Here is a 26091-nt window from a genome sequence, read left to right on the forward strand (position 1 = left end):
GAAAGCTCCTTCTCAGTGGCTATCCTTGCCGACCGGCGCGCCACGGCAGCCGCGCAGGAAATCAAAATCCGCGCCGGTGTCGGCACCCTGCACATGGGTGTGGAATATCTGCATATACCCGCCCTGCGGCGCCGGCGCATTCGGCGCCCACGCAGCCAGCCGCGCCTGCAGTTCTTCGTCCGATATATCCAGATGAATGCGCCGCTCGGCCACGTCGATCTCGATCATGTCGCCATTCCTGACCACCGCCAGCGGGCCGCCGACAGCCGCCTCGGGCGAGGTGTGCAGCAGCACCGTGCCGTAGGCCGTGCCGGACATGCGCGCGTCTGAAATGCGCACCATGTCGGTGATGCCCTTCTTCAGCACCTTGGGCGGCAGGCCCATATTGCCGACCTCGGCCATGCCCGGATAGCCCTTCGGGCCGCAATTCTTCATGACCATGACGCAGGTCTCGTCGATGTCGAGCGCGTCGTCATTGATCTTGGCCTTGTAGTCGTCGATGTCCTCAAAAACGACCGCGCGGCCGCGATGCTTTAGGAGATGCGGCGAGGCCGCCGAGGGCTTCAGCACCGCGCCGTTGGGGGCGAGATTGCCCTTCAGCACAGCGATGCCGCCATGCTGCGTCAGCGCCTTTTCGGTCGGCAGGATGACGTCCTCGTTGTAGTTGGCAACGTGCTTCACCTCGTCCCAGATCGTCTCGCCCGAAACGGTCAGCGCATCGTTGTTCAGCAACCCCGCCTCGCCCAGCCTCTTGATGACGACGGGCAGGCCGCCGGCATAGAAGAACTCCTCCATCAGATATTTGCCCGACGGCATGAGGTTGACGATGGTCGGCACCTCGCGGCCGAGCCGATCCCAATCGTCGAGCGTAAGATCGATACCGACGCGGCCAGCAATCGCCAGAAGGTGGATCACGGCGTTGGTCGAGCCGCCGATCGCACCGTTGACGCGGATGGCGTTCTCGAAGGCTTCGCGCGTCATGATATCGGTCGGCTTCAGGTCGTCCTTCACCATCTGCACTATGCGGCGGCCGGTGAGTTGCGCCATCACGCGGCGGCGGGAATCGACGGCCGGAATGGCGGCGTTTCCGGAAAGCGCCATGCCCAGCGCCTCGGCCATCGAGGCCATGGTGGAAGCCGTGCCCATGGTGTTGCAGGCGCCGGTCGAGCGGCTCATCGAGGCTTCGGCCTCGAGGAACTCGGCCTGGGTCATCTCGCCTGCCTTCACAGCTTCCGAGAATTTCCACAGATGCGTGCCCGAGCCGACGCGCTCGCCGCGGAACCAGCCGTTGAGCATCGGCCCGCCGGTGACGACGATAGAGGGCAGGTCGCAGGAGGCAGCAGCCATCAGCAGCGACGGCGTGGTCTTGTCGCAGCCCACCAGCAGCACGCAGCCGTCGATCGGCTGGCCGCGGATCGCCTCTTCCGTCGCCAATGCCGCGAGGTTGCGGAACATCATCGCGGTGGGGCGGAATGTGTTTTCCGATGCCGAGAAGACGGGCACTTCCACCGGGAAGCCGCCGGCTTCCCATACGCCGGCCTTCACCTTTTCGGCAAGCTCGCGCAGATGGCCGTTGCAAGGGGTAAGGTCGGACCAGGTGTTGAGAATGCCGATCACCGGGCGGCCGTCGAACAGGTCATGCGGATGGCCTTGGTTCTTCAGCCAGCCCCGGTGATAGATGACGTCGCGGCTGGTGCCGCCGTACCATTCCTGCGAACGTAGCTTGCGCGGCCACGGCTTGGGCGTGAAACGGCTCATAGTCGGCCTCTCTTTCCTGGTCTGTCGGTCGCCGTCACAAGACCTTGACGGCGACGGCGCGCTCGGTCGGCTCCTTCGCGATCGCCAGCGGATTGGCGAGCGGCAGGCCGAAATCCGGTGCCGAGATTTCAAAGACATCGCCTTGCTCCGGCTTGACGCCGTCGGCAAAGGAAAGCGTCGCCGTGCCGAACATATGCACGTGCAGATCGCCCGGCTGGCGGAACAGGCCGTACTTGAAATGGTGATGCTCGAGATTGGCGATTGAGTGGGACATGTTCGCCTCGCCCGACAGGAAAGGCTTTTCCCAGATCACGTTGCCGCCCCGCAGGATGCGCGACGTGCCGCGAATGTCGCCGGGAAGCTCGCCGACGAGCAGTTCCGGCCCAAAGGCGGCCGGGCGCAGCTTGGAGTGGGCGAGGAACAGATAGTTGATCCGCTCGGTCACGTGGTCGGAAAACTCGTTGGCCAGCGAGAAGCCGACGCGCCAAGGCGTTCCGTCGGGCGCGATCAGGTAGAAGGCGGCGATTTCCGGCTCCTCGCCGCCGTCGAGCGCGAAGGCCGGCGAGACAAGCGGATCGCCCGGCGCGACCGCAGAAGCGCCCGTGCCCTTGTAGAACCATTCCGGCTGCACGCCGACGCTTCCGGCCGCCGGCCTGCCGCCTTCGAGCCCCATGCGAAACATCTTCATGCTGTCGGACAGCCCTTCGGCCGGCGCATGCATGGCATCGCGCGCCGAGGCGGAGCCGGTATGGGTGAGCCCCGTGCCCGTCAGGAACATGCGCGACGGATCGGGATGGCGCAGCGGCACGTCCAGCGCGCCCATTGCCGCGAGCTCAGCTAGGTTTAGCGTCTCGCCGCCCTGGGGTATAAGGCTCTGAAGCGGACGTCCCCACGCAATCGCCGCCTGCGCGAGCTCGAAAATGGTGGCGCCGGAAACGAGCCGCGCCGTGGGCGTCGCGCCGTCGCGCACCGCGACGCCGCCGCCCCTGATCTGACTGAGAAGCATTTCCTAGCCCTGCTTGTTCTTGTTGTAGACGTCGAAGATAACGGCCAGCAGCAACACCAGCCCCTTGATGACCTGCTGGTAGTCGATGCCAATGCCCATGATCGACATGCCGTTGTTCATGATGCCCATGATGAGCGCGCCGACGACGACACCGACCACCTTGCCCGAGCCGCCGGACATCGATGCGCCGCCGATGAACACCGCCGCGATCACGTCGAGCTCGAAGCCCATGCCAGCCTTCGGCGTTGCCGAATTGAGCCGCGCGGTGACGATCATGCCCGCGAGCGAGGCAAGGACGCCCATGTTGACGAAGGTGAGGAAGACGAGCCGCTCGGTCTTGATGCCCGAGAGCCGCGCCGCCTTCTCATTGCCGCCCACGGCGTAGATGCGCCGGCCGGTGGTCGTCTGGTTGGTAAAGAAGCTGTAGGCGACGATCAGCACCGACATGACCAGAAGCACGTTGGGCAGGCCCCGGAAGCTCGCCAGCTTCCAGCCGACGAACAGCAGCGCCACGGCGATCAGGCAGTTGCGCAGCCAGAACATGGCGGACGAGCCAACCTCCATGCCGAAGGCGATGTCCTGGTTGCGGCTCTTCAGGCTGCGCCAGACGAGTGCTGCGATGGCGAGAACGACAACGAAAAGCGCCGTGACGTTGGGGCGATCGACACCGAAAATGTCCGGTATGAAACCCGTCGAGAGCGACTGGAAGGCGCGCGGAAAGGGGCCGATGTTCTGGCCGGCCAGCAGCCACAGCGTCAGGCCGCGGAAGACCAGCATACCGGCAAGCGTAACGATGAAGGAAGGGATGCGCCAGAAGGCGATCCAGTAGCCCTGCGCGGCGCCGATCAACGAACCGACAACGAGCACCGCCGGGATCACGGCATAGACCGGCCAGCCGCCATACACGGTCAGCGTGCCGGCCACCGCACCGGTGAAGGCCGCGACCGAGCCGACCGACAGGTCGATATGCCCGGCGACGATCACCAGGAGCATGCCGAGCGCCATGATGATGACGTAGGAATTCTGCAGGAACAGGTTGGTGATGTTCTGCGCCGACAGGAAGTCCACGTCCTGCACGGCGCGCACCACCACGAGGAAAAAGAAGACGATGGCGAGCAGCGCCAGCATCATCCCGTTTTCGCGGAGGTTGCCCCCAAGCTGCACCCGCAGGGTATTGATGGCGCTTGTCACGCTGCGTGCTCCCTGTTTTCGTTTCCGTCGCGGATGATGAGACCCATGATGCGCTCCTGGCTGGCCTCCTCCCTCGAAAGCTCGCCGATGATGCGGCCCTCATTCATGACGTAGATGCGGTCGCACATGCCGAGCAGTTCCGGCATTTCCGACGAGATCATCACGATGCCGCGCCCCTGCGCCGCCAGCTCGTTCATGATGGCGTAGATTTCATATTTCGCGCCGACGTCGATGCCACGCGTCGGCTCGTCCAGGATCAGCACCTGCGGGTCGGTGAAGAGCCATTTCGACAGCACCACCTTCTGCTGGTTGCCGCCCGAAAGGTTGACCACCCGCTGGTGCACGCCGGGCGTGCGGATGTTGAGCGCCCGGCGGTACTGCTCGGCAACCTTGTGCTCCTGGCCCTTGCCGAGAATCCAGCCGCTGGCGATGCCCGAAAGATTGGCGAGCGAGACGTTGCGGGTGATCGGCTCCTCGAGGATCAGCCCGAGCACCTTGCGGTCTTCCGTGACATAGGCGAGGCCGGCATCGATGGCGCGGCTGACGCTGGAAAGGTCGGCCGGCTTGCCGTCGATGGTCGCCTCGCCGGAGAGATAGCGGCCATAGCTGCGGCCAAAGAGGCTCATGGCGAGCTCGGTGCGTCCCGAGCCCATGAGCCCGGCGATGCCGACGATCTCGCCGCGCCGCACGGAAAAGCCCGCGTCGCGGATCATCTGTCGCGGCTGGTCGGCGTGGCCGACATTCCAGCCCTTCACCTCCATCAGCACCTTGCCGATCTGGGGCGTCCGCTCAGGATAGCGATGGGCCATGTCGCGGCCGACCATGTCGCGGATGATGCGTTCTTCGCTCACGTCCTCGCGCGCCAGCGTCGAGACGGTGGAACCATCACGAAGCACGGTGACGCGGTCGGCGATGCGCCGGATCTCGTTGAGCTTGTGCGAAATGATGATGGCGGTGACGCCCTGGGCCTTGAGTTCACGCAGGAGGTCGAGAAGCTTCTGGCTGTCATTTTCCTGCAAGGCGGCCGTCGGCTCGTCGAGGATCAGCAACTTCACGTCCTTGGCGAGCGCCTTGGCGATCTCGACCAGCTGCTGCTTGCCGACGCCGAGCTTTTCGACAGGCGTCGTCGGCGCCTCGCTGAGTCCGACTTTCCTCAAAAGGGCCTCGGTGCGCTGGAAGGCGAGCGGCCAGTTGATCACACCGCGCGTGGCCACCTCATTGCCGAGGAAGATGTTCTCGGCAATGGAGAGCAGCGGCACCAGCGCCAGTTCCTGATGGATGATGATGATGCCTTCGGTCTCGCTGTCGCGAATGCCGCGGAAGGCCACGGGGCGGCCGTCATAGACGATCTCGCCCTCATAGGAGCCGTGCGGATAGACGCCGGAAAGCACCTTCATCAGCGTCGATTTGCCAGCGCCGTTCTCGCCGCAGATCGCGTGGATCTCGCCTTTTTCGACCCGAAGGTCGACGCGGTTCAACGCCCGCACGCCCGGGAAGGACTTGCCGATCCCCCGCATTTCAAGAAGCGCAGTCATGCCGTTCCTCCGTCGGGGCGAGGGGGCGCCGACGCCCCCTCGCCCCGCCGAGACCTTACTTCAGCTGATCGGCCTTGTAGTAGCCCGAGCCGACGAGCACGTCCTCGTAGTTGGAGGCATCGACCGAGACCGGCTCCAGCAGATAGGACGGAACGACCATCTTGCCGTTGTCGTAGGTCTTGGTGTCGTTGATTTCCGGCTGCGTGCCCTGAAGCACGGCGTCGACCATCTTGACCGTTACGCCGGCAAGAGAGCGCGTGTCCTTGAAGATCGTCGAATACTGCTCGCCGGCAACGATCGACTTGACCGAGGGAACCTCGGCGTCCTGGCCGGTGACGATCGGCATCTTCAGGTCGCCCGAGCCGTAGCCGACGCCCTTGACCGACGACAGGATGCCGATCGACAGGCCGTCATAGGGCGAAAGCACGCCATGCAGCTGCTTCTGCGAGTAGTTGGCCGACAGGATGTTGTCCATGCGGGCCTGCGCCACCGCGCCGTCCCAGCGCAGCGTGCCGACCTTGTCCATGCCCATCTGCCCCGACGGGATGACGATGTCGCCGGAGTCGATCAACGGCTGCAGCACCGACATGCCGCCGTTGTAGAAGAAGAAGGCGTTGTTGTCGTCCGGCGAGCCGCCGAACAGCTCGACGTTCCAGGGCTTCACGTCCGGGAAGCGCTCTTTCAGGCCATTGACCAGCGAGGTCGCCTGCTGCACGCCGACCTTGAAGTTATCGAAGGTGGCGTAATAGCTGACGGCGTCGCTTTCGCGGATCAGGCGGTCGTAGGCAATCACCTTGATGCCGGCGGCCTGCGCGTTTTCCAGCGCGTTGGTCAGCGTCGTGCCGTCGATCGAGGCGATCACCAGCACCTTCACGCCCTTGGTGATCATGTTCTCGATCTGGGCGAGCTGGTTGGGGATATCGTCCTCGGCATATTGCAGGTCGGTGTCGTAGCCGGCCTCCGTCAGCTGCTTGACCATGTTGTTGCCGTCGTCGATCCAGCGCGCCGACGACTTGGTCGGCATGGCGATGCCGACCAGCCCCTTGCTGTCGGCCCATGCCTGGGCGGCAAGCAGGCAAGCGCCAAGTGCGGCAGTCGCCGCAAGAAACCTGATCTTCATGTTGTCCTCCCTTTGGACGGGGTTTCCTCCAACCCCGAAACCTCTTCCGCAAAAACGGATAGCCAGAGATAGGACCTATCGACATAACGGGCAAATCGAATTATCTCCGGAATGCATACCAAAATTGGTATATCGAAATGGCGTTTCCCCTTTCCTCTCTGCCCTTCCTGAAGCTTGCCCATCTCAGGCTGGTGGCGGCGATCGCCCAGCATGGCCAGATCCAGGCCGCCGCCCAGGCGCTGGCGCTCACCCAGCCCGCCGCTTCGCGCAGCCTCGCCGAGATCGAACGGCTTGTCCGGGCGCCTTTGTTCGAGCGGCATCCACGCGGCATGACGCCGACGCCGCTCGGCGAGATCCTCGTGCGCCGCGCCCACACGATGCTGACGGAGATGCAAAACCTCGCCCGTGAAATGCAGGAGGAGCGCGAGGGCCGTAGCGGCCTCGTCCAGGCGGGCGCGGTCACCGGTCCGGCCGTCGGCTGTCTGGTGCCGGCGATCCGTCGGCTGAAGGCCGTCACCCCGCATGTCGAGTTGCGCGTCGACGTGGTTCCGTCGATCCAGCTCATGCGCGGCCTGGAAGAAGGCGACTACGATTTCATCATCGGCCGCCTGCTGCCGGATTCGGATGTGGATGCCTTCGACATCGTTCCTGGCGAGATCGAAAGCGTGCGCTGCGTGGTTCGCCGCGGCCACCCGCTCGCAAGCCGGCGCAACGTGCCGCTCGCCGCTCTCGCCGACCACCCATGGATAACCCAGGAGCGCGGCATGCCGATCCGGCAGGCCGTGGAGGCCGCCTTCATCCACGCCGGGCTGCGCGTGCCCGACGATGTGGTCGCCACGTCCTCGCTGGTCCTGATGATGGCGCTTCTGGTGGAATCCGACATGATCGCGCCCATGTCGCTCGAAGTGGCGCGCCTGATGGAGGGAACCGGCACAGGCTCGCTTACCGTCGTCGACCTCGCCGTCCCAATCGAGGTGTCCCCTTATCACATCATCACCCATCGCGGCCGCCGCCTCTCCCCGGCCGCCAGCCGCCTGCATACGTTGGTGCTGGAAGAAGCCGCGCGGCTGCGAGCTTCTGGCTGACATCAGAGCGACACACAGGTCGCAAAATGCCGGTGCCAAGGCGCATCGCTTGCCCCTATAAGGGAGAAAGCACAGGGGAACCGATGCCCACATCCGAACAGAAAGCCAGCCGCCCGGAACGGAGCCCCGCCACCGAGACAACCGGTGACGGCGCCGCAAGAACGACCCGGAACGATTGGCTGAACCTGGCAATTCGAACGCTGATCGAGGACGGCATCGACCAGGTGAAGATCCAGGTCATGGCCAGGAAGCTGAACGTCTCGCGCTCAAGCTTTTACTGGTTCTTCGAAAGCCTGCAGGATCTGCACGACCAGCTCCTACAGAACTGGCTGCGCAAGAACACCGACCCCGTGGTCGAGCACGCCATGCGGCCGGCGCCCAACATCAACCGCGCCATCCTGAACGTCTTCGAATGCTGGGTCGACGATAGGCTGTTCGACCCCAAGCTCGACATCGCCGTGCGTATCTGGGCGCGTCGCGATCCCTCGATCCGTGCGGTGATTGACGAGGCCGACAGGCGGCGCGTCGAGGCGCTGACGGCCATGTATCGCCGCTATGGCTATGACGAAGAGAACGCGTTCATACGCGCGCGGGTGCTCTATTTCATGCAGATCGGCCACTACACGCTCGACCTGGACGAGGCGCTCGACATCCGGGTCTCGCACGTGCCGGCCTATCTGCTCGCCTTCAGCGGTCAGGAGCCCGGGCCGGAGGACATCGCCGCGTTCGACGAGTTCATCGCCCGCTTCAGGTCAGGTGAAGCGAAAGGCTAATTAGCCCTTCGCGGTGGCCGCGATGTTCCTGGCCGCCGTTTCCATCCACGTCCAGAGATAGGTCGCAAGCCCGCGGTCGACATGGATGCGCAGCCTGTCGCCATGGCGGTAGACCACGGCGTTTGCGCCCGCAAAGGAAAGCGCTGCCGATGCACTGCCGGCGCTCGAGTCGAGCGTGGTCGCGCGCGCGATCAGTTCGGCGGTCGCAGAGCCTTCGGCCTCAAAGACCTGCAGCCCGGCGCTGACGACGGTCACGCCGAAGCCCGCATCATGCCAACCCGGCTCGATGCCGAGTGGCGTAGCCGACACGACCAGCATCCGGTCGCGCGCGACCTGCGCTGCATAGCAATCGCCTTCGGCCTTGCCGAACGCACCAACACCGAGTGCAGAGACACCCGACGCCTTGCTCCAAGCGTCCAGTTTTCCGCTGACGAGATATTGGCTGAGGCCCGCCAGCGAGCGGATCGCAAGGCCCGGAACTTCGATGGCAGCGGTCTGCCAGTCCGGCACGACCGCCCATTTTTCCGCAAGATTACGCATTGAGCCGCTCTCCTGAAGGGTCGAAGGCGCAGGGGCCGGTGATCGTCGCGTGCCGAAGCATGCCGAGGTGTTGAAGGTCAATCGTCTCGCCGTGACGGGACGCGCCGCGCTCGATCAGCGCAAGTGCGATTGGCCGACCGAGCGTCGGGCTATGATAGCTCGAGGTAACAAAACCCTGGCTTCTGAGCTTGCCTCCGCTCTTGGCGATGGCGTGGGTGCCAGTCGCCAGCGGCGGCTCGCCCTCGGCAACGGTAAGGCCGACGAACTGGAGGCGGCTGTCCTGCACGGCCACATCCGTGAATAGCGAGCGGCGGCCGACATATTCGTTCTTGCGCTTGGTACGCGGCCCGTCGACGCCCAGATCGTGCGGCAAGGTGGTGCCGTCGGTATCCTTGCCGATGACGATGTAGCCTTTTTCGGCCCGCAGGATCATCAGCGCCTCGAGGCCGATGGTCACCGCGTCGAGCGCCTTGCCGGTTTCCTGCATGCGCGCCCAGAGCGGCTCGGCCCGGTCGGCGCGGATCGACACTTCGTAGCTGCGGTCGCCGGTGAAGCTGACGCGCGCGATGCGCACGGCATCTTCGCCGAACCTGCCCTCGCCTATCGCCATATGCGGCAGGTCGGCATCGTCCAGCGATAGTCCGAGGTCGAGCGCTTCGAGCAGCTTTTTCGAGTTCGGACCCGAGACGGTCAACGTGGCCATTTCGGAGGTGGCATTGTGAATGTATACCGCGCCGCGCCCAAAACGATCCTGCCGCCATTCCTCCAGCCGAGCATGCACGGAAGCCACGTGCGAGGTGGAGCAGGAGACGACGAAGCGGTTCTCGTCCAGCCGCACCAGAATGCCGTCGTCGAAGACCACGCCATTTTCCGAGAGCATGAAACCGTAGCGGCAGCGGCCGGGCTTCAGCGTCGACATGGTGTTGTAATAGATGAAATCGACGAATTCGGCCGCCTTCGGCCCCATCACCTCGATCTTGCCGAGCGTCGAGCCGTCGAACAGCGCCACCGACTGGCGCGCACGGCGCGCCTCGTCCTGGATCGTCCGGTCGGCATCGGCGCCTGCCCCGCCATAATGGGCCGGGCGCAGCCAGCCGCCATATTCCTGGAAGACGGCGCGGTTTGCCCGGTGCACATTCTCCAGCGGTAGACGGCGCACCGGCGACATCAGTTCGCCGCCGAGCGCGCCGGAAAAACTCGCCAGCGGCACTGGCGTAAACGGCGGACGATAGGTGGTGGTGCCGACCTCCGGCACCGTGCGGCCGGTGATGTTCGCCATCAATGCGAGGCCGACAAGGTTCGAAGTCTTGCCCTGGTCGGTCGCCATGCCGAGGGTGGTGTAGCGCTTGAGATGCTCGACGGAGACGAAGTTCTCGCGCGCGGCGAGTTCCACGTCCTTTGCCGTCACGTCGTTCTGGTAGTCGATCCAGACGCGGCCCTTGGCGCCGGGGATCGGCCATGCGGCCAGTACGCCGCCGGTCGCTTCCGCGCCGGTGCTGCGCGGCGCTTTAGTCTTCGTCTCGCCGATAGCCGACGTCGCCTTAGCGGCGCTCGAAAAAACATCGGACAGCGCAACCGCGCCGCTCAGCGCACCTGCGACCGAAATACCCTCGACCGGATCGCCCGGCAGGAATGCGGCGCGCGTCTCGTCCCAGGCAAGCTTGCCGCGCGCCTGGCAGAACAGATGGACGGTGGGGGTCCAGTCGCCCGAAACCACGACGCTGTCGGCGGCAAGCGACGTGCCGTCATCGAGCGTCACGCCCTCGACGCGCATGCCGCCGCGCGCTGAGACAAGCGTACGGCCGGCAAGCAGCTTCACGCCCGACGGCGCGGCCGGCAGCGCATTCTTGCGAATCTCGACCAGCGTGACGTCCGCACCCGCGGTGGCCAGCGCGACAGCGACTTCATAGGCGCTGTCATTGTTGGTGGCGACCACGATACGGCGGCCTACCAGCACGGCGTAGCGGCGCAGATAGGCAAGTGCTGCATCCGCCGACATGATGCCCGGCAGGTCGTTGTTGGCGAAGGGCAGCGGCCGTTCGATGGCACCAGTGGCCAGAACGATCTGGCGCGACCTCACCCGCCACAGCGTATCGGGCCGACCGTCGTTGTGGCGCTGGTTCAGCGCGATCAGATTGTGGTCGTAGATGCCAAACGCGGTGGTCGAGGACAGGACCAGATGCCCCGCCCCTTTCAGCTCTGCGGCCGTCTCATCGATCCAGGCAGCCGCCGGCTTGCCGTCAATCTCGGCGTCGCGATGGAGCAGCGATCCGCCAGGCAGGGGCTGGTCGTCCACCAAGATGACGGACTTGCCCGCGCCGGCAGCGAGCTTTGCCGCGGCGAGACCGGCTGGGCCGGCACCCACCACCAGCACGTCGCAATGGCGGTTGATCTGGTCGGCCGGTCCGGGCGACTTCCAGTCCGGGTCGACCTTGCCCAACCCGGCGACAGCGCGAATACGTGGCTCGAACAGGTGCCAGTCCGGCCACATGAAGGTCTTGTAGTAGAAGGCAGCCGGAATGAAGCGCGAAAAGCGGTCGATGAAGGCGTTGCGGTCCGCAGCCGCGTTCGGCGAGGCGTTGACGCTTTTCGCAACCAGCCCCGAGCGCGCCGGCTCGGTGGTGGCGCGCGTGTTGGGCGTGGCGCGAACGCTGCCAGCCACATCGACCAGCGCGTTCGGCTCCTCGACGCCCGCGCCCCAGATGCCGCGCGGCCGGTGATATTTGAAGCTGCGGCCGACGACCGCGACGTCCGCTGCCAACAGCGCCGACGCGATGGTGTCGCCCTCAAAACCCTGAACGGTGCGCCCGTCGAAGTTGAAGGAGATCGGCCGGGAGCGGTCGATGGCGCTGCCGCCGGAGGAAAGACGCGAGGCGGTCATCAGGCATGCTCCGCGCTGTCGAGCGCAATCGACGTCTCGACCTTGTGATTGACGGTGTCACGTTCCATCACGAAGAACTCGCCGCAATTCATGTGAACCCAGATTTCGCGCGCCGCGCCTTTCGGGTTGTCGCGCATGTAGAGGTAGCTGGCCCAGCGGTCGGCCGTCACATCGGTGCCGTCGGGCCTCAGATTGCCGGATTCGCCGCCAAAATGAAATTCGGTCTCGTCGCGCGGACCGCAGAAGGGGCAGGTAAAGAGCTGCATGGTTTGGGGTCCTAGTGCGCGATGCCGGAGCCGGCCGCCTCGTCCAGCAACCGCCCGAAGGCGAAGCGGTCGAGGTCGAAGGGGCGGCTGATGTCGTGGTGCTTGCCGGTCGCCAAGAGATGCGCGAGCAGCGTGCCGCCCGCCGGAATGGCCTTGAAGCCGCCCGTGCCCCAGCCGCAATTGATGAACAGGTTGGGCAGCGGCGACTCGCCGATGATCGGCGAGGAATCCGGCACCACATCCACGATGCCCGCCCACTGCCGCATCAGCTTGAGCTGGGCGAAGGTCGGGAACATCTCCAGCAGCCCCGCGATCACGCCTTCCAACACCGGCAGGTTGCCGCGCTGGCCATAGGACGGGATACGGTCGAGCGCGCCGCCGATGACGATCTCGCCCTTGTCCGACTGGCTGACATAGACGCCGGTGCCCGGCGAAAGCACGACCGTGTCGAGGATCGGCTTGACCGGCTCGGACACGCAGGCCTGCAGGGCATAGGAATTGACCGGCAGCCGGAAACCGGCCTTGGCGGCAAGGACCGAGGAATGGCCGGCCACCGCCATGCCGATGCGGTCGGCGCGGATCGAGCCGCGAGTGGTGTGCACGCCGCGGCAGCGCCCGCCCTCGATGATGAAATCCGTGATCTCGCAGTTCTGGATGATGTCGACGCCCAACCGGCTCGCGCCGCGCGCATAGCCCCAGGCCACCGCGTCGTGCCGCGCGGTGCCGGCCCTGCCCTGCCAGCCGCCGCCGAGGATTGGGAAGCGAGCGTTGGGCGAGAAATTCAGCATCGGCGCCACGCGACGCACATCGTCCACCGAGAATATCTCGGCGTCGATGCCGTTGATCTGCATTGCGTTCACCGTCCGCGCGGTGATCTCCATCTCGTTGATGCTGTGCGCCAAAAACACCATGCCGCGCTGCGAAAGCATGACGTTGTAGTTCAGATCCGCGGATAGCCCCTCGTAAAGCCGGTGTGCGAGATCGTAGATCGCCACGCTTTCCGGGTAATAATAGTTGGAGCGCACCACGGTGGTGTTGCGGCCGGTGTTGCCGCCGCCGATCCAGCCCTTTTCGAGCAGGGCTACATTGGTGATGCCGTGGTTCTTGGCCAGGTAATAGGCGGTCGCCAGGCCATGGCCGCCGCCGCCGATGACGATCGCGTCATAGGTCTTCTTCGGCTCGGGCGAGCGCCAGGCGGGCTCCCAGCCCTTCTGGCCGGCTAGACCTTCCTTGAACAAGGAAAGCGCGGAATAGCGGCGGGTCATCGGTTCATGTTCCTGGTCTCAGCGTTTGCGTTGCCCTGGTCACAAGGCAAAGCGCAAACGATGCACGCAATCTTGAAAGCGGAGGCGCGGCTCAGCCGTCGCTCGCGGCGGGTTCAGGGCCATGGCCGCGCGACCAAGTCCCACCCGGCAGAGCGACAACAATTTAACCGACGTCCTCCCGATCAGGGCGAAAACTACGAAGACTAGACACTGATGTCTAGGGGTGTCGGCCCGTTTTCCCGCCCGTCTACTGCGCAAGCGTCCGGGCCGCGGAGGCCGCCAGCTTGTCGGCCTGTTCGAAGCCGCTCATGATCTCCCGAGCATTCGAGCGGTCGCTGATTTCCTCGAAGCCCGCCGCCACGCCTTCCGGCGACAGCGCCTCGCCTGACAGGCTGATGCCCTCCGTCTCGGTCACGTAGACGCGGGCGAAGCTCCCGCCTCCGGCGGCCAGCAGCACGCGGGACGGCGCATCCTTCGAGACCAGGAACAGTGCCCCGGGCGCCACGGCCTCAGGCGCGAGCAGGCGCTCGGCTTCGGGCTTGAGCAGCCCTTCCGTCATTGCGGTGATCGCGTTCGGAAGGATGCTATTGACGCGAATGTCGTAGCGCTCGCCTTCGAGATGCAGGACGTTCATGAAGCCCAGCATCGCGGCCTTGGCGGCGGCGTAATTGGCCTGCCCGAAGATGCCGTACATGCCCGACGACGAACTGGTCAGCAGGATGCGGCCATATTTCTGCTCCCGCATCACGTCCCATGCCGCCTTGCAGCAATGGACCGACCCCATCAGGTGGACGTCGAGGACCGCCCTGAAGTCGCCGAGTTCCATCTTCGCGAAAGTCTTGTCGCGGAGGATGCCCGCATTGTTGATCATGACGTCGAGGCGGCCCCAATCGGCGACGGTTCGATCCACCATCCGCTGGACCGCTTCGAAGTCGGTGACGTCGATGTCCCAGGCCTTCGCTTCGCCGCCGGCGCTGCGGATCGCTTCGGCCGCCAGCTCAGCACCCTCCCCGAGGTCGGCGACGATGACCTTCGCGCCGCGCTGCGCCAGCGCCTCAGCGTAGCCCCTGCCCAATCCCCTGGCGGCTCCGGTCACGATCGCGACCTGGTTTTCGAACGTAATGGTCATGAATGTCCTGATCTTTCGTGATTGCTTTTGCCTGAATGTGGCAAGCCAACTCGGCGCGCATCTGCGCGTGCCGTTTTTCGCTTTGTGGTGCCTGACTGGTCAAGACCTTCGCCAGACCGAAACTTGAAGAAACCGCTGCGAAGCGAGCCAGAAGGCGTGTTCGGAACCGGCAGCCTGGCGATGCATCGTAATGGAAGAACCGGCGCGCACGACAAGGCGATGCGGGTTGCAGTGCTGACTCCCGCAGCGCGACCGGCGGCTGCGCTTCCGTTCGCGAACAAATCGGAAGACATCAGGCGCCCCCTGAAAGAAGGAGGTCCCCATGTCAATTGTCTCGAGTTCTGAACGCACCTTCCAGGAAGCCGCGACATACGGCGACAGAGTAGCGGAAGCGCTGGCGCATGAACCGATTATTGCGGCTTCCGGAGTAAAATATTGAATGACCTTGCGGCTTTTGCGCATCTGGACGCCCGAGCCCGGTAAACACACGAAGCCCGCCCAGTCAGGGCGGGCTTGATGAGGGAACGGGCATCACTCGGCCAATCGCATCGACCGCCGATTCTGAAGGTGTTGCCGGCAAGGGCCAAGTCTGGTTTGTTGCGGCTTCTCTCGAACGCAGCGGGGACCGATGACGCTCCGGCAAGAAGCCCTCCAACTTTTCCTTGACGCCGCCTTCAATGCATTCGACCAGTGCGCCCGGAGCCCACAATCTCGTCGGTCGATCCAGCAGATTTTTTTCGCGCTGAAGGAGCCGGTTCACGGGCACTCGCACAACGGCAGCCGCTTGCCCGTTTGCTCTTGTCTCGACGAAGCGCTCGCGGCAGCCCGCGCCCACGACCATCTACGCCCGCTCGTCGAGCGGTTCGCGGCAATCGAGCCAAGGCTCGAATGGACGCGCCGGCCCAAATACGACGGGACCGCCAGCCACAATTTCGCCGACGGCCACGCCAACGCGATGATTGTCGGGCCGCGCGGGCTCGAGGACCGAAATGACATCTGGCTCGGCGTTTCATTGCTGGCGCCGGACGTCAGGTACCCGGATCACGACCATGCGCCGGAAGAAACCTACCTCGTCCTCTCGCAAGGAGAGTTCCAGCACGGTGAGAGCCAATGGTTCTCGCCCGGCATTGGCGGATCGTTCTACAACGAACCAGGAATTAAGCACGCCATGCGTTCGCTGGACACGCCCTTGCTTGCGTTCTGGGCTTTGCTAGCGCAGGCATAACCATCCGCGTCCATCTGCCGTCTGATCCGAGGCGGCCTGCGTCCTTCCGCTCCATGGCCCTACTTGAGCCTGCCTGTAAGATGCGCTCATTGACCCAGCCACTGACAGGAGTTGCCAAGTGACTGAGCCCGACAAGGACAATCGCACCGCCGCAGAGAAGAGATCCGAAATCCGCTCTTCCATCATCACCTGGCTCGTGTTCATCGGCGGTCTGGCGTTGACGTTTGCAGCCGTGGATTTCTTCCTGATTGCGGAATAGGGAGCCCCCGCCCCGCCCTTGGCGTCTGCAGTCGCTTTTATCACTGAACGCAACAGTATTGACGCCCCGCGCCAATTTCCGCACGCTCCTGGCAATCGGGAGCGACATGAAACTCCCTATGAGGAGTTTCATTGATCCTGCGAGCGCTTTTCAAACAACAGAAGAGCCTTCAGCTGGCCGGAATAGGTGTCAGAAGCGAAAGGACAAGCTATGGCTATTGCCAAGAATACGATCTGCCTGTGGTACGACAAGGATGCCGAGGATGCAGCCCGTTTCTATGCGGAGACCTTTCCTGACAGCACGGTGACCGCAGTCCACCGTGCCCCTGGCGACTACCCGTTCGGCAAGGCGGGCGACGTACTGACCGTCGAGTTCACGGTCGTTGGCATCCCCTGTCTCGGCCTCAATGGCGGGCCCGTGTTCAAACATAGCGAAGCCTTCTCGTTCCAGATCGCTACCGACGATCAGCAAGAGACCGATCGCTACTGGGACGCCATCGTCGGCAATGGGGGACAGGAAAGCGCCTGCGGCTGGTGCAAGGACAAATGGGGCATTTCCTGGCAAATTACGCCACGCGTGCTGACCGAGGCGCTCGCTACCGGCGGAGATAAGGCAAAACGAGCTTTCGAGGCGATGATGCAAATGACGAAAATCGACGTCGCCGCGATCGAGGCCGCTCGGCGCGGCTGATCGCGGCAAGTGTGCCCCCTAACCATCGACGTCGCGGTGGCGTCGACGAAGACACCGTCCGGGCATGCTCGGTTGGGCGATTGCCATGTCCGCGCGCGGCGCGCTCAGCGTCTAATGATCGGGGACGTCGAGATCCAGTTCCATCAACGAAAGGCATCGCCGCTCGCCTACACCACGCCCGCTGAACATCCATGCACCAAAGCTAAGGTCGCTGGCGGCATCGACAGAAGGTTTCCGATATTCTAGATTTCCGTTCCGCCCAAAAGTGCTGAAGCCCCCGCCAGCGGCAGTTCCGTGAATGAGCGAAATGACCACTCCCAGACAAAGAGCCAGTCCCGGTCCGCGCGGCCTGTCGAAGGACGCGATGGTCGAGGCGGCGCTGGAGCTGATGGAGGCTGGCGGTGAGGCCGGCTTCACGCTGCGCAAGCTCGGCGTGCGGGTCGGCTGCGATCCGATGTCGATCCTCTATCATTTCAAATCGAAGGAAGGCCTATACCGAGCGATGGCCGGGCGGCTGGAATCGCAATTGCGCATCGCACCCGGCTCATTGCCGTGGCGTGGGCGCATGCGCCATCTGGCCGATCAGTATCGCAGCGTGGCGCTGCGTTTTCCCAAGAGCTTCTGGTTGATGCAGCATTTCGTCTACACCGGCCCGGCCGATTATGACCATATGGAAATGGTACACGGGGCGCTGCGCGAGGCCGGCATTCCGGCTCGTGACGTGCCGTCGATCTGCCTTGGCTGGTATGCCTGCATCACCGGGCTGGCGATGGGCGAGGTGGGGGGGCTGATTGGCCCGGCCAGCCTGCAGGACATGGAGGAGTTGGCGGAACTACCCGATCATTCGCACCCGCTGCTGAAGGGGGCGATGCCGCTCTATCAGGATATGGCGCCGAACGCGGTGTTCGCGCTCAGCATCGAAATGCTGCTCGACGGCATCGTCGCGCAGGCTGCGCAGGCCTGACCGGCCAGTCCCGGTCGGTCAATTTGGACAAAAAATCAGCGCAGCGCTTCAAGCTTCTGGAAATACCACATGCCGATGGCAAGCGCGCGGTTGCCGAGATAACGGCCGACGGGCAGACGCCAGTGCCGGGCGCTGGCGAACACGTCGAGATCCCGGCTGTCGCCGGTGATCGCCGCCGCCATGATCTCGCCGATGATGTGCGAGGTGGCGATGCCGTGGCCGGAGTAGCCTTGGGCGTAGAATACGTTGGGCGTGACATTGCCGAGTTGCGGGATGCGGTTGATGGTGATGCCGTCCTGGCCTTCCCAGGCGAAATCGATCTTCACATCGGCGAGTTGCGGGAAGGTCTTGACGATCGCCGGCAGCATCGGCGCGCCGATGTCGGTGCTTTCCGTGCCCTTGTAGTTGGTGCCGCTGCCGAACAGCAGGCGGCGGTCGGCGGTCAACCTGTAATAGTCCAGCACGAAGCGGGTGTCGTAGACGGCGAAATCCTGTGGCAGGACGCTTCTGGCCAGATCTTCCGGCAGTTTCTCGGTGGCGACGATGCCGAGCGTGGCCGGAAACAGCATGCCGGCAAGCTTGCCTGGCGCCAGATGGTGATAGCCATTGCCGGCAATCATCACCTTGTCGGCGCGCACCCGGCCCCACGCGGTGACGAGTTCGGGCCGGTCGCCATGGACGATCTTCTTCACCGGCGAATCGACGAAGATCCGCGCACCCAGCGAACGGGCCGCATCGGCTTCGCCCAGGCACAGATTGAGCGAGTGGAGATGCATGTTACGGCGGTTGACGAGGCCGGCATGGTAGATGTCGGTTCCCGCATATTGGCGCAGGTCGGCACCATAGACCATCTCGACCTCATCGCCCATGCCATGCTCGCAGGCGGCGCGGTGCATGTCCTCCAGTTCGGCAATGTGTGACGGCTGGTAGGCGGCCTGCATGTGACCATGCTTGAGGTCGCAGCTTATATTGTATTTCGCGACGCGCCGCCTGATGATGTCCTGCCCTCGCCAGCGCAGGTTCCAGACGAATTCAGCCGCTTCCGCGCCGAGCTTGCGGCGGAACTGCTTCTCCATCGCCCTATCGCCGGAAAGCGAGCCGGTGACCTGCCCGCCATTGCGCCCGGAAGCGCCCCAGCCGATGCTGTTTGCCTCGAGCACGACCACGCGCACGCCGCGCTCGGCGAGTTCCACGGCCGTGGCGATGCCGGTGAAACCGCCGCCGATGATGGCGACGTCGCAGTCGACCTCACCTTCCAGCCGGGGAAACGGCGCGGTGTGGTTGGCGGTCGCCGCGTAATAGGAACTGCAATAGGGTTCGGCCATGTCGATTGGTCCCGGGTCAGTGCCGGCCGGATCAGACCGAAAGCCGGTAGGTGGCGAGTTCGAATTCGCTGATGCGGGCCCCGAATTCGTCCTGCTCCTGCCGCTTGCAGGCGGCGAAGGCGTTGACGAATTCCGGATGCAGCAGCGCCTGCACCCGTTCCGATGCCGAAAAGCATCCGAGCGCCTGCCGCCAGTCGCGGGCGAGTGACTCGCAATCGGCATCGTGCGAATTGTTGCGCAGCGGTTCTGGTGGCTCGATCCGACCCTCGATGCCGTACAGCGCGGCGCTGAGAATGGCGGCGAGCACGATATAGGGGTTGGCGTCGGCACCGGCGACGCGGTGCTCGATACGACGCGCCACGGGGTCGCCGGCTGGGATGCGCACCGCCGAAGTGCGGTTTTCATAGCCCCATGCAACCGTAGTGGGCGCCAGCCCGCCGGGGCACAGGCGGCGGTAGGAATTGAGGTGCGGGGCGAAGGCCAGCGTCATTTCGGTCATCGTCGCGAGCAGGCCGCCGACGGCATGGCGCATCGCGTCGGCACCTCTATTGGTGTCGTCATTGAAGATGTTGGCGCCCTTGTCGTCGACGATTGAGAAATGCACATGCATGCCTGAGCCAGCCCATTCGCGGCAGGGCTTGGCCATGAAGGAGGCCACATGGCCGTGGCGGCGGGCGATGTTCTTGACAATTTGCTTGAAGAAAACCGTGTCGTCGGCGATCTTCAGAGCATCCGGACGGTGCAGCAAGTTGAATTCGAACTGGCGCGGCGAGCCCTCGGCGATCGCCGCCTCCACCTCGATGCCGCAGGCTTCGGCGGTGCGGTAGACGTCGTCGAGAAAGGCGCTGGCGGCGTCGAGCTCGTCGAGCGAGTAGATGTTGTCGAAATCGCCGCTGATCGTGCCGGGTCTGAAGCCGGCGGGGGCGGGCGTGCCTTCCGCCTCCAGCAGGTAGAATTCCAGCTCGGTCGCCACCACCGGGCGCAGGCCCTTGGCAGCGAAGCGCGCCAGGACCGCGGAGAGCAGATGGCGCGCGTCGGCGAAATAGGGGGTGCCGTCCTCCTTCCACATCATCAGCGGCAGCAGCGGCGCGTCGCAGCCGGCCCAGCCCAGCGACACCGGGGCGCGACCGGTCGGCAGGCAGATGCCGTCGAGGTCGCCGCTCTCCATGGTGAGCTTGGTGCCGGCGACGTCGACGCCCCAGATGTCCACGCCGATCGACGACATCGGCATGCGGATGCCTGCCTTGCGCACCTGCGCCAGCTTGGAGGAGGGCATGCGCTTGCCGCGCAAGACGCCGTTGAGGTCGCAGACGGCGGCGGAGAAATAGCGGCTCTCTGGCGCCTCGTCCGCGCAAGCTGCGGAGGTGGCGCGATCGGGATCATCGGCAAACACCCTTGCCTCCATGACGAAAATTCCCCCCGTTGCCGCTGGCTTTTGCAGCGAAATTCTTGATCACAGACCGGTCTGCGCGACGCTTGGCTGGCCTACGCGGAGTCTGTCAGGCAACCCGTCGTGCCGCAGCCATGGGTAAGCTTTCGAGGCGAATTTCTACACTGTAGATAATCCAAGTCAACCCCTTTGATTTGACTGCCCATCCTGGCAACGGCCGGGCGTCGGACACGAGGCTGACTGGCGATTTGGGTGTCCGGGTAGCTGCTGGAAAGGCGGATTCCGGCGGACGAGTTGAGGACGGCGTGGCGGAAAAACTGCGCTTGTTCGGCAGTTTTTCGCCTTCGGTTTCTAGGCTTAAAACGATTGCAGACTGAGAATGACGGCAAACCGGCTTGACCTCCCCTTATGGGGCTGTATTGTTTCTACATTGAAGGATTTGGGTTCATGCGTGTGGAGGCGCGTGATCCTGGAGGGAAGAGGAGCGAGCCGTCGCCGCGGCGAGGCGGGAACATGTCCGGCATCCGCCGATCGCTGTTTGCACATCAACATCGTCTTCTGATTTTCCGACGTCCACGTGCGCGCCGGCTAGAACGAGGCCGGATTCGGTGTCGGATGCGCGGGAACACAAGGGAGGAAACATGCGAAATCTGAAACGTGGCGCTCTGGCTGCGCTGATTGCGGCGACGATGCTGACCCCGGCTGTCGCCGATGAAGGGAAATCCCTCAACGTCTACAATTGGTCCGACTATATCGGCCCGACCACAGTGGCCGATTTCGAAAAAGAAAGCGGCATCAAGGTCAATTACGACGTCTTCGATTCAAACGAGGTCCTCGAAGCCAAGCTGCTCGCCGGCAGCTCCAATTACGACGTGGTCGTGCCGAGCGCCCAGTTCCTCGAACGACAGGCCAAGGCCGGCGTCTATCTCAAGCTCGACCGTTCCAAGCTGACCCATTTCGGCGATCTCGACCCGGTGCTGATGAAGCAACTGGCGAAGAACGACCCCGACAACGCCTATTCGGTGCCCTATCTTTGGGGCGCGATCGGCGTCGGCTACAACAAGCAGATGATCAAGGAGCGGCTCGGCACTGACAAGATCGATTCGCTCGACATCTTCTTCAAGCCGGAAAATGCCGCGAAGCTGGCCGATTGCGGCCTGACGGTGCTGGATTCATCGTCCGAAATCATGGCGACAGCGCTTGTCTATCTCGGCATCGATCCGAACAGCGAAGACCCGAAGGACCTGGCCAAAGCCACGGAATTGCTGATGGGGCTGCGCCCGCATGTGCGCTACTTCCACTCCTCGCAATTCATCAACGACCTGGCCAACGGCTCGGTCTGCATCACGCTGGGTTATGCCGGCGACATGGTCAACGCGCGCGAGCGCGCCCAGGAGGCCAAGAACGGCGTCGAACTGCAGATCGTCATGCCGAAAGAGGGCGGTATCCTGTTCTTCGACGTGATGGCGATCCCGAAGGATGCTCCGCATCCTGAAAACGCCTACGCCTTCATCAACTACATTTCCTCGCCGGAAGTGCTTGCCAGCCTTTCCAACACCATCAACTTCCCGAACGCCAGTCTGGCGGCCGACCCGATGATCAGCGAGGATGTCCGCAACGATCCCGGCGCCTATCCGCCCATGGAACTGCGCGACAAACTCTATGCAATGAAGGCGCATTCGCTGAAGTACGACCGGTTGCTGACGCGGGCCTGGACCGAGATCAAGACCGGCCAGTAACGACGAGGACCTATGACCAGCGCACCCGAAACCCGTCCCGCCGGTTCAGCAGCCGGCGGGGCACAGGCCGCTCCCTTCGTCCGCATCGAGGGCATTACCAAGCGCTTCGGCGCGACGGTGGCGGTCGACAAGATCGACCTCGACATCCAGCGCTCCGAACTGTTCTGCCTGCTTGGCGGCTCCGGCTCCGGCAAGAGCACCTTGCTTCGGATGCTGGCCGGTTTCGAGGAGCCGAGTGAGGGCCGCATTCTGATCGACGGGCAGGACATGACAGGGGTGCCGCCCTATGAGCGCCCGGTCAACATGATGTTCCAGTCCTACGCACTGTTTCCGCATATGAGCGTGGCCGACAATGTGGCCTACGGCCTGCGCCGCGGCGGGGTGAGCCGCGCCGAGACGCGGCAGCGGGTCGCCGACATGCTCGACATGGTCAAGATGGGCGCCTTCGCGCAGCGCAAGCCGCACCAGCTGTCTGGCGGCCAGCGCCAGCGTGTGGCTTTGGCGCGCTCGCTGGTCAAGCAGCCGAAGCTTTTGCTGCTCGACGAGCCGCTGGGGGCGCTCGACAAGAAACTGCGCGAGGAAACCCAGTTCGAGCTGATGAAGATCCAGTCGCAGCTCGGCACCACCTTCATCGTCGTCACCCACGATCAGGACGAGGCGATGACGCTGGCCTCTCGCATGGGGGTGATGAGCGATGGGCGGCTGGTGCAGGTCGGGGGTCCGCGTGATCTCTACGAGTTCCCCGCCAACCGTTTGGTCGCTCAGTTCATCGGTGCGGTGAATCTGTTCGACGGCGTGGTGATCGAGGATGAGCCGGGTCATGCCCGCATGCGCTGCGACGAGGCCGGCTGTGTCATCCATGTCAGCCACGGCATCACCGGCACGCTTGGCCAGACCGTGCATCTGGCGATCCGGCCGGAGAAGATAAATCTCAGCCACGACAGGCCGGATGCGGAAGAAAATGTCGCGCCGGGCACCATCGACGAAGTTGCCTATCTCGGCAATCTCAGCGTCTATCAGGTTCGGCTCGACACGGGCCGGGTGATCCATGTCACGCTGCCCAATCTCGACCGCCACGAGGGCGCCATTTTCGAGGCGGGCGATGCGATCCATTGCAGCTGGGGGGCGGCCAGCGCCGTGGTGTTGCCGGCATGAGCGTCGAGACCGCACCTGCGGCCCGCGACAGGCGGCGGTTCGGCCGCAATATTGTGATCGCCCTGCCCTATGCATGGCTTTTGCTGTTCTTCCTACTGCCCTTCGCCTTCGTGCTGAAAATCTCGCTAGCCGAGGCCGATATCGCCATTCCACCCTATACGGCGCTGCTCAACTGGGTCGACGACGCCACTGTCACCATCCAGCTGACCTTCTCGAAATATCAGTTTCTGCTCGACGACCGGCTCTATTTCGCCGCCTATCTGAACTCGCTGAAGATTGCCGCCATCACCACCTTGTTATGCCTGCTGATCGGCTTTCCGATTGCGCTGTTCATCGTCAGCCGGCCGCCGCATGCCCGCTTCTTCTGGCTGGCAATCGTGATGCTGCCGTTCTGGACCTCGATGCTGCTGCGCGTTTACGCCTGGGTCGGCATCCTGCAGAGCAATGGCCTGCTCAATACCTTGCTGCTCGATCTTGGCCTGATCCAGCAGCCGCTAGTGCTGCTGCATACCGATCTGGCGGTCTATATCGGCATTGTCTATTCATATCTGCCGTTCATGGTGTTGCCTCTCTATGCAGTGCTGGAAAAGCTGGATGCGGCGCTGCTGGAGGCCTCAGCCGATCTCGGCGCGCGACCGGCTGTCTCCTTCTTCACCATCACCCTGCCGCTGGCGCTGCCGGGCGTGCTGGCCGGTTGCCTTTTGGTGTTCGTGCCGGCGACGGGCGAATTCGTCATCCCGGCGCTGCTCGGCGCGCCTGACACGCTAATGATCGGCCGGGTGCTGTGGGACGAGTTCTTTTCAAATCGCGACTGGCCGATGGCCTCGGCGGTGGCAATCGTGATGCTGGTCATTCTGGTGGCGCCGGTGATGCTGATCCGGGCGCGCGGGAACAAGAAGCCGGAGGTCGCGTAGCATGCTCAGGACCGGTCGCTTTGTCACGACGATGGCCCTTGCCGGCCTGGCGTTCCTTTATATCCCGATCCTGCTCATGATGATCCTGAGCTTCAATGGCTCGCGGCTGGTGTCGGTATGGGGTGGGTTTTCGACAAAGTGGTATGGCGAGCTCTTGAGCAACGATCAGTTGCTCAACGCCGCCTGGCTCAGCGTCAAGGTGGCCGCCTTCAGCGCCACCCTGGCGGTGGTATTGGGCACGCTGGCCGGCTATGTGCTGACGCGTTTTGGCCCGTTTCGTGGCCGGGTGATGATGGCTGGCATAGCAACAGCTCCGCTGGTGATGCCGGAGGTGATCACCGGCCTGGCGCTGCTGCTTCTGTTCGTCGCCATGGAGGATTTCGTTGGCTGGCCGCAAGGCCGCAGCCTGACCACCATCGTCATCGCTCATGCCACGTTCTGCATGGCCTATGTGACGATTGTCGTGCAGTCGCGGCTGGCGCAGATGGATGGGGTTCTGGAAGAGGCGGCACAGGATCTCGGTGCTCGGCCATGGCGGGCGTTCGTCGATGTCACCCTGCCGATGCTGGCGCCAGCGCTGATCTCGGGCTGGCTGCTCGCCTTCACCCTGTCGTTCGACGATCTGATCATCGCCAGTTTCGTCTCGGGGCCGGGGTCGAGCACGCTGCCGATGGTGATCTTCTCCAAGGTCAGGCTGGGTGTCAGCCCGGACGTCAACGCGCTGGCGACCATCCTGATCGGCTTCGTCGGCACCTGCGTGTTCGCTTATAGCTGGCGGGTCGGCCGACGGCTGCGGCAGCGCGATGCCGTTTGACGGCGCCTTCTTGTCGGATAAACTGAACGGGTGCCTCTTCGGAAGGCATTGAAGCGCCATGGAAGACCGGATCGCAGCGTCATCCATGGTAGCCAGACCAAGCACGAGGCAATCCGATCGTGCGATGCCGAGAGCCGACTGCGGAATCGGGCCTGCAGACAGTTGAAGCTGGTCGATATCCGCAAGAGCCAATACCTGACCAATCGGATTGAGCAGGATCATCGGCGCATCAGGCGCTGCATCCGCGCCATGCTCGGCTTCAAGTCGATGGCTGCAGCCGAAGTCATCCATTCTGGCATCGAGATGGTGCACATGATCCGCAAACGACAGGACAGGTACACCTACATTCCGGCACCTTCACTTGCTGAGCAGTTCAATATCCTCGCCAAATGACAAACGAACCGTGAGGCCTTTCGCGCCTACAATCGTCCTGATCATGCCGACGTCCTTCTGAATTGCAGCTTCGACTACGATCTAGTTCCGTGATGTGCCCTATCATAGCAAACGAGCCGGGGCGCCGTTGATGACGTCTGCGCGTCGCGTAGTCGGCGTGCTTTACAACGGGCCGTGATCAGCAATTGCGGCGAGCTTGAGTTGGGGTACGGTGCCAAGACGAGCAGCAGGTTTGTGCGAGGTGAGCGAAACGGATCGAATGACCGCAAAGCGGCGCGAAGCGGAGGTTGACTTCCGGCTTCAAGGCGATCTCCAGCGGGGTCGCCGGCAAGGTCTGCTTTTCAGGAAGCCTCGAAGCCGATCTCTAAGGCCGCGATCGGCGCGTTGCTGACTGACAGCTTTGGGCCGAAGGTGGACCGGCTGCTTTAAGGCTTGGAATGTCGGAAGCGGACTTGACGCACCACCTTTTGACTTCGACTTGATCCGGCCCCGGTCGCTCGCTGGAAATTCCCTATCAAACAACGAATCTTATCGCGCGCTGGATGTCGAAAAAATTGTCGGCCCTAAAGCGAAGTGTGCGCGGGGCAGGATGCTCCATACCGGGATACCAGTTCCCACGGCGCGCCGCAGATGTGGCTCCCCGCTCGCAGAAGCCAGCGCTTGCCTGGCATCAG

At 63.7% G+C, this 26091-nt stretch carries 22 protein-coding genes and 1 pseudogene; 11 read left to right on the forward strand and 12 right to left on the reverse strand.

The genetic code is table 11. From position 1 onward, the window contains the following. Window positions 1–12 precede the first annotated feature (12 nt). The 5 genes from araD to chvE are packed head-to-tail and all read right to left on the reverse strand — an operon-like array spanning window position 13 to window position 6610. Complete coding sequence (araD, locus tag ABLE85_RS07480; RefSeq protein ID WP_348792061.1) at window positions 13–1758, reverse strand: L-arabinonate dehydratase; 1746 nt, start codon at window positions 1756–1758, stop codon at window positions 13–15. A 34-nt stretch (window positions 1759–1792) separates the two neighbouring features. Beyond that, window positions 1793–2764, reverse strand: a complete 972-nt coding sequence (araD1, locus tag ABLE85_RS07485) for an AraD1 family protein (protein ID WP_348792062.1) — start codon at window positions 2762–2764, stop codon at window positions 1793–1795. Window positions 2765–2767: 3 nt separating this feature from the next. Then, on the reverse strand, window positions 2768–3895 hold the full coding sequence (gene mmsB / locus ABLE85_RS07490; RefSeq protein ID WP_348792130.1) for a multiple monosaccharide ABC transporter permease: 1128 nt from the start codon (window positions 3893–3895) through the stop codon (window positions 2768–2770). A gap of 56 nt (window positions 3896–3951) precedes the next feature. Continuing rightward, window positions 3952–5490 carry a multiple monosaccharide ABC transporter ATP-binding protein gene (gene mmsA, locus ABLE85_RS07495; protein ID WP_348792063.1) on the reverse strand — a complete coding sequence of 513 codons (1539 nt, stop codon included), beginning with the start codon at window positions 5488–5490 and terminating at the stop codon, window positions 3952–3954. A gap of 55 nt (window positions 5491–5545) precedes the next feature. Beyond that, on the reverse strand, window positions 5546–6610 hold the full coding sequence (chvE, locus tag ABLE85_RS07500; protein WP_348792064.1) for a multiple monosaccharide ABC transporter substrate-binding protein: 1065 nt from the start codon (window positions 6608–6610) through the stop codon (window positions 5546–5548). 137 nt (window positions 6611–6747) lie between these two features. Between chvE and ABLE85_RS07505 the strand changes: the two genes are divergently transcribed. Together ABLE85_RS07505 and ABLE85_RS07510 are read left to right on the forward strand one after the other, a co-directional pair. Then, a complete protein-coding gene (locus ABLE85_RS07505) occupies window positions 6748–7695 on the forward strand; it encodes a LysR family transcriptional regulator (RefSeq protein WP_348792065.1) in 948 nt (315 codons plus the stop codon). 83 nt (window positions 7696–7778) lie between these two features. Continuing rightward, window positions 7779–8468: a TetR/AcrR family transcriptional regulator gene (locus tag ABLE85_RS07510; protein WP_348792066.1), complete on the forward strand. Its 690-nt coding sequence runs from the start codon at window positions 7779–7781 to the stop codon at window positions 8466–8468. Here ABLE85_RS07510 and ABLE85_RS07515 read toward each other — a convergent pair whose 3' ends face one another. The 5 genes from ABLE85_RS07515 to ABLE85_RS07535 all read right to left on the reverse strand — a co-directional run bounded on the left by ABLE85_RS07515 (window position 8469) and on the right by ABLE85_RS07535 (window position 14549). Beyond that, window positions 8469–9008 (reverse strand): hypothetical protein, encoded by a 540-nt coding sequence (locus tag ABLE85_RS07515; RefSeq protein ID WP_348792067.1) that lies wholly within the window; start codon window positions 9006–9008, stop codon window positions 8469–8471. Next, window positions 9001–11889, reverse strand: coding sequence for a sarcosine oxidase subunit alpha family protein (locus tag ABLE85_RS07520; protein ID WP_348792068.1), 2889 nt, complete (start codon window positions 11887–11889; stop codon window positions 9001–9003). Before ABLE85_RS07520 ends, ABLE85_RS07515 begins: the two co-directional genes overlap by 8 nt. After that, window positions 11889–12155 carry a sarcosine oxidase subunit delta gene (locus tag ABLE85_RS07525; RefSeq protein WP_348792069.1) on the reverse strand — a complete coding sequence of 89 codons (267 nt, stop codon included), beginning with the start codon at window positions 12153–12155 and terminating at the stop codon, window positions 11889–11891. The genes ABLE85_RS07520 and ABLE85_RS07525 overlap by 1 nt, the downstream gene beginning before the upstream one ends. Before the next feature lie 11 nt (window positions 12156–12166). Next, window positions 12167–13420, reverse strand: coding sequence for a sarcosine oxidase subunit beta family protein (locus ABLE85_RS07530; RefSeq protein WP_348792070.1), 1254 nt, complete (start codon window positions 13418–13420; stop codon window positions 12167–12169). A 247-nt stretch (window positions 13421–13667) separates the two neighbouring features. Then, entirely contained in the window at window positions 13668–14549 is an 882-nt protein-coding gene (locus ABLE85_RS07535; protein ID WP_348792071.1) for an SDR family NAD(P)-dependent oxidoreductase, read from the reverse strand. 628 nt (window positions 14550–15177) lie between these two features. Here ABLE85_RS07535 and ABLE85_RS07540 point away from each other — a divergent pair. The 4 genes from ABLE85_RS07540 (at window position 15178) to ABLE85_RS07555 (ending at window position 17687) form a co-directional block, all read left to right on the forward strand. Beyond that, window positions 15178–15774, forward strand: a complete 597-nt coding sequence (locus ABLE85_RS07540; protein ID WP_348792072.1) for a dimethylsulfoniopropionate lyase — start codon at window positions 15178–15180, stop codon at window positions 15772–15774. 118 nt (window positions 15775–15892) lie between these two features. Beyond that, entirely contained in the window at window positions 15893–16033 is a 141-nt protein-coding gene (locus tag ABLE85_RS07545; RefSeq protein ID WP_348792073.1) for a hypothetical protein, read from the forward strand. Window positions 16034–16249: 216 nt separating this feature from the next. Continuing rightward, complete coding sequence (locus ABLE85_RS07550; RefSeq protein WP_348792131.1) at window positions 16250–16723, forward strand: VOC family protein; 474 nt, start codon at window positions 16250–16252, stop codon at window positions 16721–16723. A gap of 364 nt (window positions 16724–17087) precedes the next feature. Then, window positions 17088–17687, forward strand: coding sequence for a TetR/AcrR family transcriptional regulator (locus tag ABLE85_RS07555; RefSeq protein WP_348792074.1), 600 nt, complete (start codon window positions 17088–17090; stop codon window positions 17685–17687). A 35-nt stretch (window positions 17688–17722) separates the two neighbouring features. Here ABLE85_RS07555 and ABLE85_RS07560 read toward each other — a convergent pair whose 3' ends face one another. Together ABLE85_RS07560 and ABLE85_RS07565 are read right to left on the reverse strand one after the other, a co-directional pair. Then, a complete protein-coding gene (locus ABLE85_RS07560) occupies window positions 17723–19012 on the reverse strand; it encodes an FAD-binding oxidoreductase (RefSeq protein ID WP_348792075.1) in 1290 nt (429 codons plus the stop codon). Between the two features lie 31 nt (window positions 19013–19043). Further along, a complete protein-coding gene (locus tag ABLE85_RS07565) occupies window positions 19044–20405 on the reverse strand; it encodes a glutamine synthetase family protein (RefSeq protein WP_348792076.1) in 1362 nt (453 codons plus the stop codon). Between the two features lie 638 nt (window positions 20406–21043). On the opposite strand from ABLE85_RS07565, the gene ABLE85_RS07570 reads away from it, so the two are divergent. The 5 genes and pseudogenes from ABLE85_RS07570 to ABLE85_RS07590 form a co-directional block, all read left to right on the forward strand. Beyond that, the gene (locus ABLE85_RS07570) at window positions 21044–22141 is read left to right on the forward strand and encodes a polyamine ABC transporter substrate-binding protein (RefSeq protein WP_348792077.1); all 1098 of its coding nucleotides are present in this window, start codon (window positions 21044–21046) and stop codon (window positions 22139–22141) included. Between the two features lie 12 nt (window positions 22142–22153). Next, entirely contained in the window at window positions 22154–23296 is a 1143-nt protein-coding gene (locus ABLE85_RS07575; RefSeq protein ID WP_348792078.1) for an ABC transporter ATP-binding protein, read from the forward strand. Continuing rightward, the gene (locus ABLE85_RS07580) at window positions 23293–24210 is read left to right on the forward strand and encodes an ABC transporter permease subunit (protein WP_348792079.1); all 918 of its coding nucleotides are present in this window, start codon (window positions 23293–23295) and stop codon (window positions 24208–24210) included. Before ABLE85_RS07575 ends, ABLE85_RS07580 begins: the two co-directional genes overlap by 4 nt. A 1-nt stretch (window position 24211) precedes the next feature. Next, entirely contained in the window at window positions 24212–25024 is an 813-nt protein-coding gene (locus ABLE85_RS07585) for an ABC transporter permease subunit (protein ID WP_348792080.1), read from the forward strand. 39 nt (window positions 25025–25063) lie between these two features. Next, window positions 25064–25417, forward strand: a pseudogene (locus tag ABLE85_RS07590) (DDE-type integrase/transposase/recombinase); the annotation flags it as partial. Between the last annotated feature and the right edge of the window lie 674 nt (window positions 25418–26091).

It is taken from the genome of Mesorhizobium sp. KR1-2 (assembly GCF_040045035.1).
GTDB lineage: Bacteria > Pseudomonadota > Alphaproteobacteria > Rhizobiales > Rhizobiaceae > Pseudaminobacter.

Coding starts and splice junctions, on each gene's coding strand:
- ABLE85_RS07570 (WP_348792077.1), top strand. CDS start 21,044: ATGCGAAATCTGAAACGTGGCGCTCTGGCTGCGCTGATTGCGGCGACG.
- mmsA (WP_348792063.1), bottom strand. CDS start 5,490: ATGACTGCGCTTCTTGAAATGCGGGGGATCGGCAAGTCCTTCCCGGGC.
- ABLE85_RS07585 (WP_348792080.1), top strand. CDS start 24,212: ATGCTCAGGACCGGTCGCTTTGTCACGACGATGGCCCTTGCCGGCCTG.
- ABLE85_RS07540 (WP_348792072.1), top strand. CDS start 15,178: ATGACGCTCCGGCAAGAAGCCCTCCAACTTTTCCTTGACGCCGCCTTC.
- ABLE85_RS07575 (WP_348792078.1), top strand. CDS start 22,154: ATGACCAGCGCACCCGAAACCCGTCCCGCCGGTTCAGCAGCCGGCGGG.
- mmsB (WP_348792130.1), bottom strand. CDS start 3,895: ATGATGCTGGCGCTGCTCGCCATCGTCTTCTTTTTCCTCGTGGTGGTG.
- ABLE85_RS07520 (WP_348792068.1), bottom strand. CDS start 11,889: ATGACCGCCTCGCGTCTTTCCTCCGGCGGCAGCGCCATCGACCGCTCC.
- ABLE85_RS07560 (WP_348792075.1), bottom strand. CDS start 19,012: ATGGCCGAACCCTATTGCAGTTCCTATTACGCGGCGACCGCCAACCAC.
- araD1 (WP_348792062.1), bottom strand. CDS start 2,764: ATGCTTCTCAGTCAGATCAGGGGCGGCGGCGTCGCGGTGCGCGACGGC.
- ABLE85_RS07525 (WP_348792069.1), bottom strand. CDS start 12,155: ATGCAGCTCTTTACCTGCCCCTTCTGCGGTCCGCGCGACGAGACCGAA.
- ABLE85_RS07505 (WP_348792065.1), top strand. CDS start 6,748: ATGGCGTTTCCCCTTTCCTCTCTGCCCTTCCTGAAGCTTGCCCATCTC.
- chvE (WP_348792064.1), bottom strand. CDS start 6,610: ATGAAGATCAGGTTTCTTGCGGCGACTGCCGCACTTGGCGCTTGCCTG.
- ABLE85_RS07530 (WP_348792070.1), bottom strand. CDS start 13,420: ATGACCCGCCGCTATTCCGCGCTTTCCTTGTTCAAGGAAGGTCTAGCC.
- ABLE85_RS07515 (WP_348792067.1), bottom strand. CDS start 9,008: ATGCGTAATCTTGCGGAAAAATGGGCGGTCGTGCCGGACTGGCAGACC.
- ABLE85_RS07580 (WP_348792079.1), top strand. CDS start 23,293: ATGAGCGTCGAGACCGCACCTGCGGCCCGCGACAGGCGGCGGTTCGGC.
- ABLE85_RS07535 (WP_348792071.1), bottom strand. CDS start 14,549: ATGACCATTACGTTCGAAAACCAGGTCGCGATCGTGACCGGAGCCGCC.
- araD (WP_348792061.1), bottom strand. CDS start 1,758: ATGAGCCGTTTCACGCCCAAGCCGTGGCCGCGCAAGCTACGTTCGCAG.
- ABLE85_RS07510 (WP_348792066.1), top strand. CDS start 7,779: ATGCCCACATCCGAACAGAAAGCCAGCCGCCCGGAACGGAGCCCCGCC.
- ABLE85_RS07555 (WP_348792074.1), top strand. CDS start 17,088: ATGGTCGAGGCGGCGCTGGAGCTGATGGAGGCTGGCGGTGAGGCCGGC.